We start from the raw sequence: 18,468 nt of genomic DNA, 5'->3' as shown, positions 1-18,468 counted from the left end.
CCTGCGTCCTGGCGCCGGTGCACAGGCGCGCGCCATATCCTTGTCGGTGATGGTCACTCAGAAGTCTTCTCGTGCGGTCGGCGTCGGCCGGGTCCTCATCGCGGTGTACGCGGTGCTCGCCCTGGCGGCGACCGGCCGGTCCGTGTTCCAGATCCTCGAGCAGTTCGACGAGGCGCCGCTCGCGTACACGCTGAGCGCCCTCGCCGCCGTGGTCTACATCGTCGCCACCGTGTCGTTGATCCGCCGCGGACGCACCTCGTACGCCGTCGCCTGGGCGACCATCTCGTTCGAGCTCGCCGGAGTGCTGATCGTCGGCCTGGTGACCGTGCTCGACCCGGAGCTGTTCCCCGACGACACCGTGTGGTCGTGGTTCGGGCGCGGCTACGGCTTCGTCCCCCTCGTCCTGCCCGTGCTGGGCATCCTCTGGCTGCTCCGCTCCCGGCCCGCCGTCGCCGCCGAGGCGGACGCCGCCGACCGGACGGAGTAGCTGCCGTGCAGTTCTGGGACGCCCTCGCCGACGTGCCCGCCGATGTCGGCCCGACCGCGGTGACGATCGGCAAGTTCGACGGCGTGCACGTGGGGCACCGCGCCGTGATCGACCTGCTCGAGCAGGTGGCGGCCGAGCGCGGCCTCACCTCGGCCGTGGTCACCTTCGACCGGCACCCCCTCGCCGTGCTGCGGCCGGGCTCGGTGCCGCGGTCGCTCGTCAGCAACCGCCAGAAGCGCGAGCTGCTCGGGGCCGCCGGGGTGGCGGCGACCCTCATGCTCACCTTCGACGACGAGCTCCGCAGCCTCACGCCCGCGCAGTTCGTCGACCGGATCCTCGTCGGCGCCCTGCACGCCCGCGTCGTCTTCGTCGGCGACGACTTCCGCTTCGGCGTCCGGGGCAGCGGCAACGTCGACGCGCTGCGCGAGCTCGGCGCCGAGCGCGGGCTCGAGGTCGTGTCGATCGACGACGTGCGTCTCGGGGGCGGGCGCCGCGCCTCCTCGACCTGGATCCGGGAGCTGCTCGAGGCCGGCGACGTCGCGCGCGCCGGCGAACTGCTCGGCCGGGAGCCGGCCGTCCGCGGGATCGTCGTGCACGGCGAGCAGCGCGGTCGCGAGCTCGGTTTCCCGACCGCCAACCTCGCGCCCGACAGCGAGGGCTACGTCCCGGCCGACGGCGTCTACGCGGCCCGCGTGCTGGTCGGCGACACGACCTATCCCGCCGCCGTCTCGGTGGGGCACAACCCGACCTTCGAGGGCGTGCCCGAGAAGCAGGTCGAGGCACACCTGCTCGACGTCTCGATGGACCTCTACGGCCAGGAGCTGACGGTGATGTTCGTCGACTGGGTCCGCGGCAACGTGGCCTTCGAGGGCATCGACGCGCTGATCGAGCACATCCGGGCCGACGTCGTCCGCACGCGCGAGGTCCTCGGCCTGTCCTGAGACCGGCGGCGTACCGTCGTCGACATGCCTGCTGAGAACGACCCGACGACGAACGCGCCCACCGGAGCGCCTGAGGCGACCGTCGAGACCGACGTCACGCGCGACACGGACGAGGCGGTCTCGCGCCGCCGCGTGCTCGTCACCGGGGCCACCGGCTACATCGGAGGCCGCCTCACCCCGCGCCTGGTCGAGGCCGGAGCCGACGTGCGCGTCCTCGTCCGCTCGCCCGAGAAGCTCGTCGACGTGCCGTGGGCCGACGACGTCGAGGTCGTCCAGGGCGACCTGACCGACCCCGAGTCCGTCCGCGTCGCACTCGACGGCGTCGAGGTGGCGTACTACCTCGCCCACGCCATGGGCAGCAAGGGCGACTTCGAGCGGGCCGAGGCCGAGGCCGCCCACGTGTTCGCGGACGCCGCCCGCGACGCCGGGGTCGCCCGCATCGTCTACCTCGGGGGCCTGCACCCCGACGGGGAGCTGTCGCAGCACCTCCGGAGCCGCCGCGACGTGGGCGACGTGCTCCTGGCGAGCGGCGTGCCCACCGTCGCCCTCCAGGCCGGGGTCGTGATCGGGTCGGGCTCCGCGTCCTTCGAGATGATCCGCCACCTCACCGACGTGCTGCCCTACATGCCCGCGCCGAAGTGGGTCCGCAACCACATCCAGCCGATCGCCGTCCGCGACGTGCTGCACTACCTGATCGGCTCGGCCGACGTGCCCGCCGACGTCAACCGCACGTTCGACATCGGCGGACCCGACGTGCTCCGGTACGGCCAGATGATGAACGGCTACGCGCTGGAGGCGGGCCTCGCGCAGCGCCCGATCGCCTCCCTGCCCGTCTTCACGCCCTGGCTCGCCTCGCAGTGGGTGAACCTCGTCACGCCGATCCCGCGCGCCCTCGCGATCCCGATCATCGCCTCCCTGCAGTACGACTGCGTGGTGAGCGAGAGCGACATCGACGACGTCGTGCCGCCGCCCGCCGAGGGGCTCCTGCGCTACCGGGCCGCCGTGCGGCTGGCGCTGCAGCGCGAGAAGGACGGCGAGGTCGAGACGAGCTGGCAGGACTCGTCGGTCGCCGGCGCCCCCAGCGACCTCCTGCCGAGCGACCCCGACTGGTCGGGGCACACGGTGTACACCGACGACCGCGAGACCGACTCGACCGCGTCGCCGGAGGCGCTCTGGCGCGTCGTCGAGGGCATCGGCGGCGAGAACGGCTGGTACTCGTTCCCGCTCGCCTGGGCCGCGCGCGGCTGGATGGACCGGCTCGTCGGGGGAGTGGGGCTCCGTCGCGGGCGGCGCAGCGCCACGTCCCTCCGGGTCGGCGACGCGCTCGACTGGTGGCGCGTCGAGACGCTCGAGCGAGGCCGGCTGCTGCGGCTGCGCGCCGAGATGAAGGCGCCGGGCGGGGCATGGCTCGAGATGCGCGTCACCCCGCGCGAGGGAGGTGGCTCGCACTACCGCCAGCGCGCCGTGTTCTTCCCGCACGGGCTCGGCGGCCGGCTGTACTGGTTCGCCATCCTGCCGTTCCACGGGGTGATCTTCAGCGGCATGCTGCGCCGGATCACGGCGACGGCCGCACGGGACGCGTCGGGCCTGGGCTCGGGTTCGGAGAGCGCTGCCGGTGCCGGTGCCGACGTGGCGTCCGAGGTCGCCGCGGCCCGGTCGTGACCCTCGCGGCCGTCCTGGCGGCGACGCCGACCCCGCTCTACCCCGCGGAGGCCGGTGCGGGTTCGCCGGTGCCCCTCTGGCTCGGCGTGGCCTTCGGGGTGCTCGTGGTCGTGGTCTCGTTCGTCGTGCTGCTGCCGAGCGTCCGGCACGCGCTCGACCGGATCGCCGCTCGGCGGCCGCGGCGCTTCCGCCGCTGAGACGGCCGCCCGGGTCGTGCGCAGCCGGCGAGCGGTACGCTTCCCCGAGACGACACGCCGGGGGCCGTCCGGCCCCTCGGCACATCGACACCACCCGGAGGTACCCATGGCGCACGGCGAGAGACTGGTCTTCGTCGGAGACAGCACGACGGCAGGCGGCGACTGGTCGGCCTGGTTCCCGGACGACGACGTCGTCGCCCTGGGCCGTGACGGCGACACCACGGCGAGCCTGACGGAGCGCCTCGACGAGGTCGTCGCGGCACGTCCCGACTCCGTCGTGCTGCTGATCGGCAACGAGGACTTCACGGCCCGACGCACCGTGGAGCAGGTCGTCCGCGGCGTCGAGTCGCTCATGGTGACGATGCGTCGCGAGCTGCCGGGCACGCGCCTGCTGCTGCAGTCGATCCTGCCGCGCACCGCCGACCAGGCGCCGCGCATCCAGGACGCCAACCGCCACCTCCGCCAGTTCTCGTCGACGGTCCGGGCCCAATGGCTCGACCTGTGGCCGGCACTGGCCGACGAGTCGGGGGAGGCGCTCCGCCCCGAGTTCACCACCGACGGCGTGCACCTGAGCGACGAGGGCTACCGTGCCTGGGTCGCCGAGCTCCTGCCCGGGCTGGAGCGCCTCCGCGGCGAGCCGCCGATGAGCCGGCCCCTCACGGTGCTGCACGTCCCTTACGACATCGACTGAGGTCCGCCGTTCAGCCTCGACGCCCCCTCGACGAACCGTCGTCCCGGGGGCGTCGCCGCGTCCAGGGTGCGCCACGACGCCCGTCGCTAGGCTCTCCCGGGCACGATCGTGCCCGACATCGACGAGAGGCGGCTCCGTGCCCACGCCCCAGGCCCCCGATTTCCTCCGCCCGGCCCTCGCGCCCGGCCTGCTCGGCGCCGTCGTGCTCACGGTGGGGGCCTTCCTGCTCGACTCCGGCACGTTCACCGTCGTGCGCTACGTGGTCGCCATCCTCGCCCTGATCATGGCGGTCTTCGCCTGGCGCGGGCGGGCCTGGTGGGCGGTCGCGCTGCTCGGCGCGATCGCGGTCCTCTGGAACCCGGTCGTCGTCGTGCCCCTCAGCGGTCAGCCCTGGGCCGCGATGCAGTTCGCGGCAGCGGTCGTCTTCATCGTCGCGGGCGTCCGCACCAAGGTGCCGAACGCCGAGGCGGGCCGCGGCGCCGGAGGCGGTCGTCCCGCCCCCGGACGGCGTCGCTGACCGCCCTGCACGCCGCATCCTCCGCCACCCGCCAGCACCCCTGCACGCGGCCCGCTCCGCGGACCGCTAAATTGGGTGTCGACGTGCACGAGCCTGCCCGAGGCGAGCACAGGGAGTTGAGCCTAGATGGTCACCGAGATCACCGGAACGACGGAGAGTCCGCTCCTGACGCCCCGTCCCCGAGCCGGTGGTCTGGACCGCGACGACGTCGTGGTCCGCAAGGGCCAGTTCACGCTCCTCAACGGCCACCTCACCCCGCAGCAGTCGATGATCGAGGACCTGCTCTTCATCCGTCGGGTGCTCGACGAGGCCGAGGTCCCCTTCTTGCTGGTGCGGGGCAACGACGTCCGTCCCGTCATCGCCGTCGACACGGTCCACCGCGACGCCTTCGCCGAGGCGATGACCGCAGCGGCCGCGACCGAGCCCTTCTACGCCAAGCCCCCCAAGGGCCAGGCCGTGCTCGTGTCCGAGGGCGGCCTGCTCGACGAGGACGAGCGCATCTTCCGCCTCTACCGTCCGCGCGTCGAGCCCATCGGGCGCCTGCGCTACGGCGCCGGCACCGCGGTCCAGGTCGAGTTCTGGATCCTCACGGACGACCAGATCCTCGTCCCGGTCGAGAACGCGCTCATGCGCACCGACCTGCCGCGCTCCGAGGCCGTCGAGGAGACCGTCGAGCGCTACGGCATGCAGTGGCCCACGCTCGCCCACATGTTCGACGACCACGCCACCGACATCACCTTCGACGTCGACATCGTCTTCTCGTGGGTCGACGGCAACTCCGTCGAGTACCAGCGCGCCCGAGCAGCCCGCGCGAACGGCCACGTGGTGGGCGAGGGCGACGACGCGCCCGCGCGGTTCCGTCAGATCGACGAGCTCAAGTACGCGCTCCGCTCGGTCTACATGTTCGCGCCGTGGGTGCGGAACATCTACATCGCGACCGACTCGCCCGTGCCCGAGTGGCTCGGCGACCACCCCCGGGTCCGCGTCGTCCGCAGCGAGGAGTTCTTCTCCGACCTCTCCTGGCTGCCGACGCACAACTCGCAGGCCGTCGAGTCGCAGCTGCACCACATCGAGGGCCTCAGCGAGCACTTCCTCTACTCGAACGACGACATGTTCTTCGGTCGCCCGGTCGCGCCGTCGATGTTCTTCTCGCCCGGGTCGGTGTCGAAGTTCATCGAGGCCGACACCCGCATCGGCCTCGGGCTGAACAACCCCGAGCGCAGCGGCTTCGAGAACGCCGCCCGGGTCAACCGTCGCCTCCTGCAGCAGCGCTTCGGGCGGGTCACGACGCGTCACCTCGAGCACACCGCCGCGCCTCTGCGCCGCAGCGTCCTGTTCGAGATGGAGCACGAGTTCGCCGACGACTTCGCCGCCACGGGCGCCAGCCCGTTCCGCGCGAAGGAGAACATCTCGGTCACCAACTCGCTGTACCACTACTACACGCTGATGACCGGCCGGGCGATCGTGCAGGAGAACGCCAAGGTGAGCTACGTGGACACCACGATGGTCTCCGGTCTCGCGTCGCTGTCCGAGGTGCTGAAGAAGCGCTCGTTCGACTTCTTCTGCCTGAACGACGGCAGCTTCCCCGAGGTGACCGACGAGGAGCGCACCGACACGGTGACCGACTTCCTCGAGCGCTACTTCCCGTTCGCGGCGCCGTGGGAGCAGGCCGAGATGGACCGGGTCGCGCGAGAGGCCGCCGAGCAGGAGCGACGTACGCTGCGTGCCGGCGGCCCGCAGGGCAGCATCGAGTCCTAGGAGGCGGGGGCCGCGCCGGCAGGACCGCCGACGTCGTCCCGGCGCCGGCCGCCTCCCCGGAGCTCGTCCGCCGCGGTGAACCGGGCGCCGGGCTCGTCCGAGAGCCCGGCGTCGATCCTGCCGCGCATCTCGTCGCTGATCGGCGGGAGCGCGTCCTGGGGGAACCACCGCGCCTCCGTGTTCTCTCCGTCGGCCGGGGCGGGCTCGCCCGAGACCCAGCGCAGGGCGAAGGTGTGGTCGAGGTAGCTCGCCTGGTCGCCGTTCGGGTAGGTGACGACCCCGGTGACCCCGACGGCCGCGAGACGGACGGGCTCGGCCGTCACGTCCGCCTCCTCGAGCACCTCGCGGACGGCCGCGTCGGCAGGGTGCTCGCCCGGGTCGACGATGCCGGTGACCGGCGTCCACGCCCCGGTGTCCGAGCGGCGGACCATCAGCACGTCGTCGCCCTTCGTCACCACGGCGGTGACGCCCGACAACCAGAGCGGGGCGGTGCCGACGGCCTCGCGGAGGGACAGGACGAAGTCGGGGGTGGCCATGCCGAGAGCCTAGCGAGGCGCCCGGCGGCCTCCCCGGGCGGCCGCCCTAGGCTGGCCCGGTGCACGAGGACGAGGTGAGACAGGGCCGCGACGTCCGCGGCATCCGCGACATGGCGGGGGAGGCCCTGCTGCTCGGCGCGGGCGGACGCGCCATCCTGCTGCAGCTCGCCTGCCCGGGCGTCGGCCACGGCGTGGCCGAGCACAGCGACTTCGTCGACCGGCCCCTGCAGCGCCTGCACGGCACGATGACCTACCTCTACGCGATCGTCTACGGCAGCGAGGAGGAGTCCGCGGCCGTTCGCCGTCTCGTCGACCGGGCGCACGCACCGGTCCGGAGCGACGCCTTCTCGTCCGTGGCCTACGACGCGCACGACCCGCAGCTGCAGCTCTGGGTCGCCGCGACGCTCTACGACTCGGCGATCGACCTGTACGAGCGCGTCTACGGCCCCGTCGCGGCGTCCGAGGAGGTCTACCGCGACTACGAGCGGGTGGGGACCGCCCTGCAGCTGCCCCCGGGGGCCTGGCCCGCCGACCGGGCGACCTTCCGCGCCTGGTGGGACGCGCGTCTCGACGAGCTCGTCGTCGACGACGTCACGCGCGACGTGGCGCACCAGCTGCTGCACCCGCGGGCCGTGCCCCTCGCGCTGCGGCTCGCCATGCCCCTCGCCCGGCTCGTGACCACCGGGCTGCTGCCGGATCGCCTGCGCGAGGCCTTCAGGCTCCCGTGGGGGCCCGTCCGGGCCCGCGCGTTCGGCGCGGTGCTGCTGCTCTGCCGTCTCGTCGTGCCGCGGCTGCCGGCTCGCCTGCGGCACGTGCTCCGCGACCACTACCTGCGCCGGCTGCGCGCGTACCTCGCCCGCGGCTGAGCCGGACGAGACGGGCCACGGAGCCGTCCGGCGTGACCAGCACCCAGGGGCCGCCCCGTCGGTCGACGTACCCCGACGAGTGTCGTCCGGGGTACGTCTCGTGGTAGACAAGTCACGCCCTCCCGCTGTCGGCCCCGAGCCGTGCCGCCCCGTGACGTCGCCGTCCGGTCGGGTGCACGCCGACGTGCACCCGGGCGAGCAGGAGGCGCGGATCGTTCGTCGAGGAGGACAACGCCCCCATGCCCCACCCGATCACCCCCGCCCCGGGACGACGTCAGGGTCGTTCACCGTCGCCTTCCGGCTCCCGCCCGCACGGCCGTCGCGTCGCCGCAGCCCTCACCGCCCTCGCGGTCGCCGTCGGCGGAGGCGCCCTCACGGGGCTCGCCGCCGTGCCGGCCCAGGCCGCTCCCGCTCCCGCCCCCGGCGTCGGCGTCTCGGCCCCCGACACGGGCCTGTCGGCGCTCGTGAACCCCTTCGTCGGCACCGAGAGCGAGGGCAACGCGTTCCCCGGCGCGACGGCGCCGTTCGGCATGGTGCAGCTGAGCCCCGACAACACGGCCTCGTACGCGTCGACGTCGTACAGCAAGGACGCGGGCGAGGTCTGGGGCTTCAGCCACCAGCACGTCAACAGCGCCGGCTGCCCGGCCGCGGGGGAGGTGCTGGTCACCCCGAGCGCCGGCGGCGCCCCCGTCACCGAGCGGACGGCGATCGCCCTGAAGGACCAGGCGACCACCGAGCAGGCCTCGGCCGGGTACTACACGGCGCTCCTCGCCGACGACGTCGAGGTCGAGCTCACCGCGTCGACACGCGTCGGCGAGCACCGCTACACGTTCCCCGAGGGCGCCACGGGCTCCGTCTCGGTCAACGTGGGCCAGACCCTCCGTGACGCCGGCGCCAGCAGCGTCACGTGGCTCGACGACCGCACCGTCGAGGGCTGGGTCGACAACGGCGGCTTCTGCGGCGGCACCGACGACTCCGTCCGGTACTTCTTCAGCGCCGAGTTCGACCGTCCCGCCGCGATGCACGGCACATGGGGGACGGACGGCAGCTTCGTGCCCGCGTCCGAGGCGAGCGCCGTCGACGTCGGCCTGAACGGCGCGGCCGCGACGTTCGACACGACGACCGACCGGACGGTCGAGCTCAGCGTGGGCGTCTCGTTCGTCGACCTCGACGGAGCCCGGGGCAACCGCGTCGCCGAGACCACAGTCGACGGCGAGCGTCTCGGCTTCGACTCCGTGCGCGCCTCGACGGCCGCGGCGTGGGACGACGCGCTCGGCCGCTTCGACGTGACGACCGAGACCGACGAGCAGCTGCGGGTCTTCTACACGCAGCTCTACAAGAGCCTCCTGTCGCCGACGACCGGCAGCGACGTCGACGGCCGCTACCTCGGGATGGACCTGCAGCAGCACGTCGCCGAGGGATGGACCTACTACCAGCGCTTCTCCCTCTGGGACACGTACCGCACGCAGGCGACCCTGCACGCGCTGTTCGAGCACGACCGGGCGGAGGACGTGGTGCGGTCGATGCACCGCGCGAGGATCGAGGGCGGCTGGCTGCCCCGGTGGTCGCTCGGCGCGCTCGAGACGAACATCATGGCCGGCGACCCGGTGTCGCCTTGGCTGGCGGAGAACTTCGCCCTGGGCACGGTGCCGGACGACATCCACGACGAGCTCTGGGGCTTCCTGACCGAGAACGCGACCACCGCGCCTCCGGCGGGCGTCGCCTCCGTGGGCCGCCAGAGCGCCGAGTTCTACCTCGCGAACGGGCACGTGCCCTGGTACGCCGAGAACGGCGGCGGGCTCGGCGGGCAGTTCGAGGAGTACCGCCACGGCGGCTCGGCGACGATGGAGTTCGCCCTCGCGGACGCGGCGATCGGCGCGGCGGCGCAGCGACTCGGCAAGGACGACGAGGCGGCACCGTTCCTCGAGCGGGGCCGCAACTGGCGCACCCTGTGGAACCCCGACGTCGAGCTGACGGGCGGCTTCACCGGCATCGTCAACGCCGTCGGACCCGACGGCACGTTCAACTCCGCGCCTGAGCTCGCCGAGGTGCAGCAGTCCGGGTTCCACGAGGGCACGCCCTGGCACTACCAGTGGATGGCCCCGCAGGACGTCCCCGGCCTCGTCGACGCCATGGGCGGTCGTGAGTCGTTCCTGGAGCGCCTCGACCAGTACGTCGACCTGCCGGCCCTGCGCGCCGCGCCGGGCGTCTCGCCGGCGAGCTGGGCCGAGGGCGGCAGCGACTACTACTCGAGCATCGGCTACAACCCCGGCAACGAGCCCATGTTGATCGACCCCTGGCTCTACGACTTCGTCGGCGAGCCCGCGAAGGTCAACGACGTGCTGGCCGCCAACCTCAACCGGTTCCCGGACACGCCTGGCGGAGGCGTCGGCAACGACGACCTCGGCACCCTCTCGTCCTGGTACGTGCTGGCCTCGCTCGGCATGATGCCGGTCGAGCCCGGCTCGGGCATCATGGCCGTCAACGCGCCGCGGGTGCTGTCGGCGACGGTCACGCTCGACGACGGCGCGCAGGTCTCGGTGTCCGCGCCCGCGGCCTCTGGCGACTCCCCCCGCTACGTCCGCGGCCTCAGCGTCGACGGCGTGCCGCACACGCGCACCTGGTTCGACGCGACCGACCTGCAGGACGGCGCCGAGCTGGTCTTCGACCTCGCGTCGTCGCCCGAGGGCCTCACCTGGGGCACCGGCCCGGACGACGCCGTCCCGAGCGTGTCGGCCCCCGGCCAGGCCGAGCTCGCCCTCGCTCCGGTCGGCGCGCAGCCCGTGCCGGCCGAGGTGGGCAGCGCGGTCGAGCTGCGGCTCGCCCGTGCGTCGCTGACCCGGGTGACGCCGGCGTTCCCGGTGTCGTCGGGCGTCACCCCGACGCCGGCCGTGCTCGCGACCGAGACCACCGCGATGGAGGCGCAGGTCGAGTGGGACGACGGCGTCGCCGCCCCGGCCACGGTCGTCCCCGACGGCGACACCTGGCTCGTGACGACGACCCGGGCCTTCGACGTGGCCGGCGACCGAACGGCGACGGTGACGGTCTCGAGCGCGGCCGACCTGCCGGCGTTCGCACCCGTGCCCTTCGCCCCGGCCTCGATCGCCGTGCCCGTGTCGGTCGGGGCTGCCCCGGTGGTGCCCGGCGACCCGCCGGGCGGCGGGGGAGACGGCGTCGGCCAGGGAGCAGGCACCTCGCCCGGGTCCTCGGGCGACGGGACCGCCTCCGACGGCTCGTCGTCGACCCTCGCCGACCGCGGAGCCCTCGCATCCACGGGAGCCGGCCCCCTCGGGGCGCTCGTGGCGGCGGCGCTGACGGCGCTCCTCCTCGGTGCCCTGCTCGTGCGTCGGTCGTGGCGTGCCCGGCGGCTCACCACGCGCTGACCGGCCCTGTCGACTGACGGTGACGACGCTGCCCCCGGGAGCCCGGGGGCGGCGTCGTCGTCAGGCGGCCGTGCGGGCCGCGCGTCCTCAGAGGGTGTCGATCGGACCCGTCAGCGCGAGGTCGCGCACGATCGGCACGGGCGCCGTGTCGGTGCGGCGGTGCCGCGGCGCGGCGGCCTCGATCCGCACGCCGGCGACGGCGAGGCGCTCGGCCGTGGACTCAGCGGAGACCGGCTCGCCCACGGTGTCGTAGGTGCCCATCGGCACGACCGAGTGCACGACCGTGTCGCGGTACAGGTGCACGAGGTTGAACGACTGCGCGCCGTCGCGGCCGCGGGTGCCGCCGAGACGCGAGTTGAGGTCCTGCGTGTAGCAGGTGGCGGAGGCGACGCTCACGGGGACGCCCGCGAACATCGCGGTGGTCGAGTAGTGCAGGTGGCCGGCGATGATGGTGCGGACGTCGCTGCCCTCGATCACCTCGGCGAGTGAGGCCTGGTCGCGCAGCTCGACGAGCACGCTCAGATCTTGCACGGACGGGACGGGCGGGTGGTGCATGGCGATGACCGTGCCGTCGGGGGCGGGCGTGCTGAGCTCCTCGGCGAGCCAGTCGAGCTGGGCGCCGCTGAGCTCGCCGTGGTGGTGACCGGGGACGCTCGTGTCGAGCGTGATGACGCGGAGCCCGTTCACGTCGTAGACGAGGTCGACGGGCCGGTCGGAGGGGAGCTGCCCGAAGAGCTGCTCGCGGAACGCCCCGCGCTCGTCGTGGTTGCCCATGGCCCAGATGAGCTGAGCGCCGAGCCGTTCGGCCGCCGGCTCGAGCAGTGCCCGGAGCTTGCGGTACGCCTCCGGCTCGCCCTTGTCGGTGAGGTCGCCCGTCAGCACGATCGCCTCGGGGCGGACGCCCGAGGCCTCGATCTCGCGGATGATCTGGCCGAGGCGGGCCTCGCTGTCGACGGCCCCGTAGAGGGGCCTGTCGCCTCCGACGAGGTGCGTGTCGCTCAGGTGCAGGACGAAGTGCTCTGGCCGGGGGTGCTCGGCCGTCCGGAGATCCATGAGTGCTCTCATTCGATGTCACCGACGGGGGCCTCGGGATCGGGACCCTCGTTGTGTGTTCGACACCAGTCCATCATCCGGTAGCTCCGTGTGGGGTGAACGGACCTGCGTGTTCCGGTGAACGGTGGGCGAACTCAGGGCCGGACCCAAGGCCGGGGGCGCAGGAGGCGCCTCCTCGGCTCTCGGGTCCGGCCCGGTGAGCGGATGGTGCGGTCGGTCAGGGCTTGAGGACGACCTTGATGCAGCCGTCCTCCTTCTTCTTGAAGATCTCGTACATCTCGGGCGCCCGGTCGAGGGGCACCGGGTGCGTCGTGAGGTCCTCGGTGCCGAGCGGGTCGGACGGGTCCTCGACGAGGGGCATGAGGGTGTCCATCCACTGGTGCACGTTGCACTGGCCCATGCGGATGGTGATCTGCTTGTCGAAGAGCGTGAGGAACGGCGTCGGGTCGGCGGTGCCGCCGTACACGCCGCTGAGCGAGACGGTGCCGCCGCGGCGGACGACCTCGAAAGCGAGGTGCATCGCGCTGAGGCTGTCGACGCCCGCCTTCTGCATCAGTGCCTGGCCGACCTTGTCGGGCAGCGCCGCCGCGAACTTCTGCACCATGCTCACGCCGCCGTGGTCGTGGGCCTCCATGCCGACCGCGTCCACGACCGAGTCGGGCCCCCGGTCGTCGGTCATGCCCTTGATGACGTCGGCCACGTCTTTCGTGAGGTCGAGGACCTCGACGCCGTGGCGCTCCGCCATCGCGCGGCGCTCGGGCACCGGGTCGACGCCGATGACGCGGAAGCCCTTGTGCACGCCGATGCGCGAGGCGAACTGGCCGACCGGGCCGAGGCCCAGCACGACGACGGTTCCGCCGTCGGGCACGTTCGCGTACTCCACGCCCTGCCAGGCGGTGGGGAGGATGTCGCTGAGGAAGAGGTAGCGCTCGTCGGGGAGGTCGTGGCCGACCTTGACGAGGTTGGCGTCGGCCAGCTTGATGCGCAGCTGCTCGGCCTGGCCGCCGGGGACCTGCCCGTAGAGCTTGGTGTAGCCGTAGAGGGTGGCGCCGGAGCCGTACTCGGTGACCTGGGTGGTCTCGCACTGCGAGAAGAGGCCGCGCTGGCACATGAAGCACTCGCGGCAGGCGATGACGAAGGGGACGACGACGCGGTCGCCGACCTGGATGCGCGAGACGGCGGAGCCGACCGCGGTCACGACGCCCATGGTCTCGTGGCCGAGCACGTCGCCTTTGTCGAGGTAGGGGTCGAAGACGTCGTACAGGTGCAGGTCGCTGCCGCAGATCGCGGCGGACGTGACCTTGATGATCGCGTCGGCGGGATCGACGATGGTGGGATCGGGCACCTCGGTGACGGCGACGTCGGCGATGGACTGGTAGGTGAGAGCCTTCATCCGTCCCGTCTACGCCGGGGGACCGGGAGCGCCCTGGACCGGCAGGGTACAAGTCGGGGGGACACGACGACGGCGGCCGCCCCCGTGAGGGGGCGACCGCCGTCGGACGATCCCGCGCGTGCGCGGGACCGGGTGCTACGCGTCGACCGCGACCTGGGTCGCGACGATGTTGACGACCTTGCGGCCGCCCTTGTTGCCGAACTCGACCGCGCCGGGGGCGAGGGCGAACAGGGTGTCGTCACCGCCACGACCGACGTTGGCGCCGGGGTGGAAGTGGGTGCCGCGCTGGCGGACGATGATCTCGCCGGCGAGGACGACCTGGCCGCCGAAGCGCTTCACGCCGAGGCGCTGTGCGTTCGAGTCGCGGCCGTTACGAGTGGACGATGCGCCCTTTTTGTGTGCCATGTGGTGTCAGCTCCTGGGATGTCTTCGGCGTCGCGGTGCTACTTGGTGGTGATCGAGGTGATCTTGACGCGGGTCAGGTCGGCACGGAAGCCCATGCGACGCTTGTAGCCGGTCTTGTTCTTGTAGTTCTGGATGACGATCTTCGGGCCGCGGAGGTCGTTCAGGACCTCGCCCTCGACGGTGACCTTCGCAAGGTCGTCGCCGGTGAGGATCGTGTCGCCGTCGACGTGCAGGACGGGGACGAACGAGACGGTGTCGGATGCCGAGGCCTTGAGGCGGTCGACGGTCAGGATCGTCCCGACCTCGACCTTCTCCTGACGGCCGCCGGCGCGCACGATTGCGAATGCCATGGGAACTCCTGGGAAGATTGGGGTGTGACGTCCGGATCGCCGGACGACGTCGCGCTGCCGCTCGGGCAACTTGGATAGTCTTTCACAGATGTCACGACCGATCAAACTTCGACGCCCGCCGCAGTTCACGGCCGAGATCGTCGACGACGCCCGGGGGCGCCTCGTCGACCTGCTGGCCGACCTGCACGCCCTCACGACCGAGCACGGCGACGACATCGAGGTCTGGGGCTCCGCCGTCACGGCGGCGGGCTGGGAGATCGCGAGCCTGGGGCAGTGGCTGGCTCTCGAGGGGGAGGCGGTCCTGCTGCTGGGCGGCGCCTCCTACCCGGAGATCGCCGAGCACCAGGGCACCAGCGCGTCGGCGGTCCACGGCCGGGTCGGCCGGTCGCTGACGCTCGGCCCGTACGCCCAGGCCGCGGGGCCGGACGGCGCCACGACGCGGGTCACCGCGGAGGGGCTGGCGCACGCCCGTGCCGAGTACGTCGCCGAGGCCGGGGTCGACCCTGCCTCGGCCGACGACGGGCCGCAGGCCCCCGCGGGCAGCTCGTCGGGTGACTCGCTCGCGGAGCGGCTGCCCGAGGTGCTCCGCGCCGGGGCCCTGCGCACCACCGGGATCGTCGAGGCGCTCCCGGGCTACCGCCGCTCGAGCGTGCTCTCGACCCTCTCGGTCCTGGCGCGGCAGGGCGTCATCGTGCGGACCGGCCACGGCGTCTACGCCCTGCCGCCCGCCGAGAGCGGGACGGCAGCGGCGCAGACGCCGTAGACCTGCGGGGTCCTCTCGGTCAGCTCTCCGGGATGAGTCCGAGGGCTGCCTGCTCGGCGTCGTCGAGCATGCGCGACCGGATCAGGAACCGGCGCCCCTCGGGCGACTCGACCGAGAAGCCGGCGCCCCGGCCCGCGACGACGTCGATCGTGAGGTGCGTCCACTTCCAGTACTCGAACTGGCTGCGCGACATGTAGACCTCGATCGGGTCGAGACCGTCGACGTGCAGGTCGCCGAGGTGGACGTCGACCGCGCCGACCCGGAAGAAGCCCACCGGGTAGCACATCGGCGACGAGCCGTCGCAGCAGCCGCCCGACTGGTGGAACATCAGGGGGCCGTGCTCGGCCGTGAGGTCGACGAGGAACGCCGCCGCCTCCGCGGAGACGTCGACCCGGGAGGGCAGGGCGACCGCTTCGGGGGCCGGGGCAGGATCGGCCGGGACGACCCGAACCTCCTTCGCTGCGGTCTCCATCAGAAGAAGCCCATCGGGCCGTCCGCGTAGCTGACGAGCAGGTTCTTCGTCTGCTGGTAGTGGTCGAGCATCATCTTGTGGTTCTCGCGCCCTATGCCGGACTGCTTGTAGCCGCCGAACGCCGCTCCCGCGGGGTACTGGTGGTAGGTGTTCGACCAGACGCGGCCGGCCTGGATGTCGCGGCCGGCCCGGTAGAGCTGGGCGCCGTTGCGGCTCCACACGCCGGCGCCGAGGCCGTAGAGGGTGTCGTTGGCGATCTTGATCGCGTCGTCGTAGTCGGAGAAGCTCGTGAGGCTGAGGACCGGGCCGAAGATCTCCTCCTGGAAGATGCGCATCGAGTTCTTGCCCTCGAAGATCGTCGGGTTCACGTAGTAGCCGTCGGTGAGGTCGCCGCCGAGATCGGCGCGGTCGCCGCCGAGCAGCAGCGTCGCTCCCTCCTGCTTGCCGATGTCCATGTAGCTGAGGATCTTCTCGAGCTGGTCGTTCGAGGCCTGAGCGCCGATCATGGTGTCGAGCGAGAGGGGGTCGCCCTGCTTCACCTTCTTCACCCGCTCGATGCCGTCGGCCGTGAACTGGTCGTAGATCGACTGCTGCACGAGCGCCCGGGACGGGCAGGTGCAGACCTCGCCCGAGTTGAGGTTGAAGAACGAGAAGCCCTCGAGCGCCTTGTCGTAGAAGTCGTCCTGCTCGTCGGCGACGTCGGCGAAGAAGACGTTGGGGCTCTTGCCGCCGAGCTCGAGGGTGACGGGGATGAGGTTCTCGCTGGCCATCTGCATGATGAGCCGGCCGGTGGTCGTCTCGCCGGTGAAGGCGATCTTGCGGATGTTCGGGTGGCTGGCCAGGGGAGCGCCGGCCTCGACGCCGAAGCCGTTGACGATGTTCAGGACGCCGGCGGGCAGCAGGTCCTTGATCAGGTCCATGAAGACGTGGATCGACGCGGGCGTCTGCTCGGCCGGCTTCAGCACGACGCAGTTGCCCGCGGCGAGGGCAGGCGCGAGCTTCCACACCGCCATCAGCAGGGGGAAGTTCCAGGGGATGATCTGGCCCACCACGCCGAGCGGCTCGTGGAAGTGGTACGCGACGGTGTCACCGTCGATCTCGCCGGTCGAGCCCTCCTGGGCGCGGATGGCGCCGGCGAAGTACCGGAAGTGGTCGATCGCCAGCGGCACGTCGGCGGCCAGCGACTCGCGGATCGGCTTGCCGTTGTCCCAGGTCTCGGCGACGGCCAGCATCTCGAGGTTCGCCTCCATCCGGTCGGCGATCTTGTTGAGGATGATCGAGCGCTCGGTGATGGTGGTGCGCTTCCAGGAGTCGAAGGCCCGCCACGCCGCCTCGACGGCGCGGTCGACGTCCTGCGCGTTGCCCCGGGCGACCTCGGTGAAGGGCTTGCCGTTCACGGGGCTGGGATTCTCGAAGTACTTCCCGCTCGCCGGGGCGACGTACTCGCCCCCGATGAAGTGGTCGTATCGGGCCTCGAACTGCACGGCGGCGCCCGGCTGGCCGGGCTGCGCGTAGGTGCTCGGGGGAGTGGTGACGGTCATGGCTGTCCCTTTCGACGACGGTGTCGGAGGCCACGGATCGCGCGGCCCGTGGGGTCAGGGTAGGTCGGCCGACGTTGCGTCCCGTTGCGCGTCTCGATCCGCTGCGGGACCCCCGACGGCGCCCGCGACGAGACCCGCCCGGCGGGGCGACCGGGGCGGCAGCAGCCGCAGCAGCTCGCGGCGGGCCGGCTCGTCGTCGGCGCCCTGGGCGGTGGCCACCCACTGCAGCAGCACGTCGACCGAGGCGGAGGTGCGCAGGGACTCCCCGAGGTGTCGCGCGAGCTCGCCGCGGAGGCTCTCGACGCCCGGGGCCGACGAGCCCGGCAGGAGCGGGCCCGTCGCGGCGCGCAGGGCGGCGCGGTGCGCGCCGCGGTCGAGCAGGTGCACGACCTCGTCGGCGTCCGTGGCCAGTCCCGTCGGCAGCCGGTACGGCCGCGACGTCGGCACGAGCGAGGGGGCGACCGCCTCGAGCACGTGGCGGAGCCGGACGAGCTCGGGCCGCAGGGTGCCGACCGCGCCGCGCTCGCCCCAGATCGCGTCGGCCAGCGCCTCGGCCGACCACCCCTCCGGCCGAGCGGCGAGCAGGAGGAGGAGCTCGGAGTGCCGGGCGCTCAGCGTCGTGGCGGTCCCGCCGGCGTGGAGCACCGCCTCGTCACGGCCGAGCACGTCGAGCCGCGGGGGTGCCGGCGTCGCCGGACCGGTCTGGTGGGCCCGAGGCCGTCGGGCGGGGCGGGAGCCGGTCCTGGGGCTGGAGGCGGCGCCGGGGGCCGCGCCTGCGCCGGTGCCGACGCGGCGTGGGGACCGCGTCCTCGAGAGGGCGAGCTCCGCCTCCATCGCGGCGACCGTCGCGCGCAGCAGCGGCAGCGTCTGCTCGCCGGCGGCACGGTCGTCGCCGGTGATGTCGACCACGCCGATGAGGCGTCCGTCGGCGGGGTCGTGCACGGGGACGGCGGTGCAGCTCCACTCCTGGACGAGGTGGGAGAAGTGCTCGGGCCCCCTGACCTGCACGCCGCGGTCGAGCTCGAGGGCGGTGCCCGGCGCGGAGGTGCCGACCCTCGACTCGGCCCAGCCGGCCCCGGCGACGAAGAGCATCGACTCGGCCCGGCGCCGTGCCTCGCGGTCGCCCTCGACCCAGAGCAGGCGACCGCGTTCGTCGCCGACGGCCACCAGCAGGCCGCTGCCCTCGACGTCGTCGATCAGGAGGCGCTGGACGACCGGCAGCAGCAGCGCGAGCGGGTGCTCGCGGCGCCACGAGGCCAGGTCGTCGTCGGGCAGCTCGAGCAGGGGGAGCGCGTCGGGGTCGACACGGTGGTCGGCGGCCCGCTTCCAGGACGCCGCGAGCAGGAGCCGGCGCGCGGCCCCGCGGGACGCGCGAGCGGTCGGCGGGTCGGGTCGCGCCGCTGCCATGTCGCCCCTCGTCATCGAGCGGAGGCGTCGGCAGGGCAGTCGGGCC

18 protein-coding genes are annotated in these 18,468 nt (G+C 72.8%); 10 read left to right on the top strand and 8 right to left on the bottom strand.

Features of this window, described 5'->3' with window-relative positions:
- The first annotated feature begins 49 nt into the window (after nt 1–49).
- The 7 genes from EDF18_RS02930 to EDF18_RS02900 all read left to right on the top strand — a co-directional run bounded on the left by EDF18_RS02930 (nt 50) and on the right by EDF18_RS02900 (nt 6,253).
- Nucleotides 50–487 carry a hypothetical protein gene (locus tag EDF18_RS02930; RefSeq protein ID WP_123546244.1) on the top strand — a complete coding sequence of 146 codons (438 nt, stop codon included), beginning with the start codon at nt 50–52 and terminating at the stop codon, nt 485–487.
- Nucleotides 488–492: 5 nt separating this feature from the next.
- Entirely contained in the window at nt 493–1,428 is a 936-nt protein-coding gene (locus tag EDF18_RS02925; RefSeq protein WP_123546242.1) for a bifunctional riboflavin kinase/FAD synthetase, read from the top strand.
- A gap of 24 nt (nt 1,429–1,452) precedes the next feature.
- On the top strand, nt 1,453–3,090 hold the full coding sequence (locus EDF18_RS02920) for an SDR family oxidoreductase (protein WP_123546239.1): 1,638 nt from the start codon (nt 1,453–1,455) through the stop codon (nt 3,088–3,090).
- Entirely contained in the window at nt 3,087–3,287 is a 201-nt protein-coding gene (locus tag EDF18_RS02915) for a hypothetical protein (protein WP_123546237.1), read from the top strand. The genes EDF18_RS02920 and EDF18_RS02915 overlap by 4 nt, the downstream gene beginning before the upstream one ends.
- A 106-nt stretch (nt 3,288–3,393) precedes the next feature.
- A complete protein-coding gene (locus EDF18_RS02910) occupies nt 3,394–3,978 on the top strand; it encodes a GDSL-type esterase/lipase family protein (protein ID WP_123546234.1) in 585 nt (194 codons plus the stop codon).
- 136 nt (nt 3,979–4,114) lie between these two features.
- A complete protein-coding gene (locus EDF18_RS02905) occupies nt 4,115–4,495 on the top strand; it encodes a DUF6804 family protein (protein WP_123546233.1) in 381 nt (126 codons plus the stop codon).
- A 126-nt stretch (nt 4,496–4,621) separates the two neighbouring features.
- Nucleotides 4,622–6,253 carry a stealth conserved region 3 domain-containing protein gene (locus EDF18_RS02900; RefSeq protein WP_123546230.1) on the top strand — a complete coding sequence of 544 codons (1,632 nt, stop codon included), beginning with the start codon at nt 4,622–4,624 and terminating at the stop codon, nt 6,251–6,253.
- Here EDF18_RS02900 and EDF18_RS02895 read toward each other — a convergent pair.
- The gene (locus tag EDF18_RS02895; protein ID WP_123546228.1) at nt 6,250–6,789 is read right to left on the bottom strand and encodes an NUDIX domain-containing protein; all 540 of its coding nucleotides are present in this window, start codon (nt 6,787–6,789) and stop codon (nt 6,250–6,252) included. The two genes, EDF18_RS02900 and EDF18_RS02895, sit on opposite strands and share 4 nt — an antisense overlap.
- Before the next feature lie 59 nt (nt 6,790–6,848).
- Between EDF18_RS02895 and EDF18_RS02890 the strand changes: the two genes are divergently transcribed.
- Nucleotides 6,849–7,655, top strand: coding sequence for an oxygenase MpaB family protein (locus EDF18_RS02890; RefSeq protein ID WP_233568954.1), 807 nt, complete (start codon nt 6,849–6,851; stop codon nt 7,653–7,655).
- Between the two features lie 239 nt (nt 7,656–7,894).
- The gene (locus EDF18_RS02885) at nt 7,895–11,038 is read left to right on the top strand and encodes a GH92 family glycosyl hydrolase (RefSeq protein ID WP_123546226.1); all 3,144 of its coding nucleotides are present in this window, start codon (nt 7,895–7,897) and stop codon (nt 11,036–11,038) included.
- An 87-nt stretch (nt 11,039–11,125) separates the two neighbouring features.
- On the opposite strand, the gene EDF18_RS02880 is transcribed toward EDF18_RS02885, so the two are convergent.
- The 4 genes from EDF18_RS02880 to rplU form a co-directional block, all read right to left on the bottom strand.
- The gene (locus EDF18_RS02880; protein ID WP_123546224.1) at nt 11,126–12,091 is read right to left on the bottom strand and encodes a phosphodiesterase; all 966 of its coding nucleotides are present in this window, start codon (nt 12,089–12,091) and stop codon (nt 11,126–11,128) included.
- 217 nt (nt 12,092–12,308) lie between these two features.
- The gene (locus EDF18_RS02875; RefSeq protein ID WP_123546222.1) at nt 12,309–13,484 is read right to left on the bottom strand and encodes an alcohol dehydrogenase catalytic domain-containing protein; all 1,176 of its coding nucleotides are present in this window, start codon (nt 13,482–13,484) and stop codon (nt 12,309–12,311) included.
- 135 nt (nt 13,485–13,619) lie between these two features.
- Complete coding sequence (rpmA, locus tag EDF18_RS02870; protein WP_123546220.1) at nt 13,620–13,889, bottom strand: 50S ribosomal protein L27; 270 nt, start codon at nt 13,887–13,889, stop codon at nt 13,620–13,622.
- Between the two features lie 38 nt (nt 13,890–13,927).
- Nucleotides 13,928–14,239 (bottom strand): 50S ribosomal protein L21, encoded by a 312-nt coding sequence (gene rplU / locus EDF18_RS02865; protein WP_123546218.1) that lies wholly within the window; start codon nt 14,237–14,239, stop codon nt 13,928–13,930.
- Nucleotides 14,240–14,327: 88 nt separating this feature from the next.
- Here rplU and EDF18_RS02860 point away from each other — a divergent pair, with 88 nt between their 5' ends.
- A complete protein-coding gene (locus tag EDF18_RS02860) occupies nt 14,328–15,002 on the top strand; it encodes a hypothetical protein (RefSeq protein ID WP_123546216.1) in 675 nt (224 codons plus the stop codon).
- Between the two features lie 19 nt (nt 15,003–15,021).
- On the opposite strand, the gene EDF18_RS02855 is transcribed toward EDF18_RS02860, so the two are convergent.
- The 3 genes from EDF18_RS02855 to EDF18_RS02845 are packed head-to-tail and all read right to left on the bottom strand — an operon-like array spanning nt 15,022 to nt 18,422.
- Entirely contained in the window at nt 15,022–15,474 is a 453-nt protein-coding gene (locus tag EDF18_RS02855; protein ID WP_123546214.1) for a DUF779 domain-containing protein, read from the bottom strand.
- Entirely contained in the window at nt 15,474–17,015 is a 1,542-nt protein-coding gene (locus EDF18_RS02850; RefSeq protein WP_123546212.1) for an aldehyde dehydrogenase family protein, read from the bottom strand. Before EDF18_RS02850 ends, EDF18_RS02855 begins: the two co-directional genes overlap by 1 nt.
- Before the next feature lie 54 nt (nt 17,016–17,069).
- Nucleotides 17,070–18,422 carry a helix-turn-helix domain-containing protein gene (locus EDF18_RS02845; protein ID WP_123546210.1) on the bottom strand — a complete coding sequence of 451 codons (1,353 nt, stop codon included), beginning with the start codon at nt 18,420–18,422 and terminating at the stop codon, nt 17,070–17,072.
- Nucleotides 18,423–18,468: the final 46 nt, after the last annotated feature.

Origin of the sequence: Frigoribacterium sp. PhB107 (assembly GCF_003751515.1) — a bacterium.
Taxonomy (GTDB): domain Bacteria; phylum Actinomycetota; class Actinomycetes; order Actinomycetales; family Microbacteriaceae; genus Frigoribacterium.
Note: the sequence above shows the minus strand (reverse complement) of the source record. Positions and strands in the feature narration are given on the sequence as shown.

Excerpts from the sequence above, each read along its gene's own strand:
- EDF18_RS02930 (WP_123546244.1), top strand. The coding sequence starts at position 50 with ATGGTCACTCAGAAGTCTTCTCGTGCGGTCGGCGTCGGCCGGGTCCTC.
- EDF18_RS02920 (WP_123546239.1), top strand. The coding sequence starts at position 1,453 with ATGCCTGCTGAGAACGACCCGACGACGAACGCGCCCACCGGAGCGCCT.
- EDF18_RS02910 (WP_123546234.1), top strand. The coding sequence starts at position 3,394 with ATGGCGCACGGCGAGAGACTGGTCTTCGTCGGAGACAGCACGACGGCA.
- EDF18_RS02900 (WP_123546230.1), top strand. The coding sequence starts at position 4,622 with ATGGTCACCGAGATCACCGGAACGACGGAGAGTCCGCTCCTGACGCCC.
- EDF18_RS02895 (WP_123546228.1), bottom strand. The coding sequence starts at position 6,789 with ATGGCCACCCCCGACTTCGTCCTGTCCCTCCGCGAGGCCGTCGGCACC.
- EDF18_RS02885 (WP_123546226.1), top strand. The coding sequence starts at position 7,895 with ATGCCCCACCCGATCACCCCCGCCCCGGGACGACGTCAGGGTCGTTCA.
- EDF18_RS02880 (WP_123546224.1), bottom strand. The coding sequence starts at position 12,091 with ATGGATCTCCGGACGGCCGAGCACCCCCGGCCAGAGCACTTCGTCCTG.
- EDF18_RS02875 (WP_123546222.1), bottom strand. The coding sequence starts at position 13,484 with ATGAAGGCTCTCACCTACCAGTCCATCGCCGACGTCGCCGTCACCGAG.
- rpmA (WP_123546220.1), bottom strand. The coding sequence starts at position 13,889 with ATGGCACACAAAAAGGGCGCATCGTCCACTCGTAACGGCCGCGACTCG.
- rplU (WP_123546218.1), bottom strand. The coding sequence starts at position 14,239 with ATGGCATTCGCAATCGTGCGCGCCGGCGGCCGTCAGGAGAAGGTCGAG.
- EDF18_RS02860 (WP_123546216.1), top strand. The coding sequence starts at position 14,328 with ATGTCACGACCGATCAAACTTCGACGCCCGCCGCAGTTCACGGCCGAG.
- EDF18_RS02855 (WP_123546214.1), bottom strand. The coding sequence starts at position 15,474 with ATGGAGACCGCAGCGAAGGAGGTTCGGGTCGTCCCGGCCGATCCTGCC.
- EDF18_RS02850 (WP_123546212.1), bottom strand. The coding sequence starts at position 17,015 with ATGACCGTCACCACTCCCCCGAGCACCTACGCGCAGCCCGGCCAGCCG.
- EDF18_RS02845 (WP_123546210.1), bottom strand. The coding sequence starts at position 18,422 with ATGGCAGCGGCGCGACCCGACCCGCCGACCGCTCGCGCGTCCCGCGGG.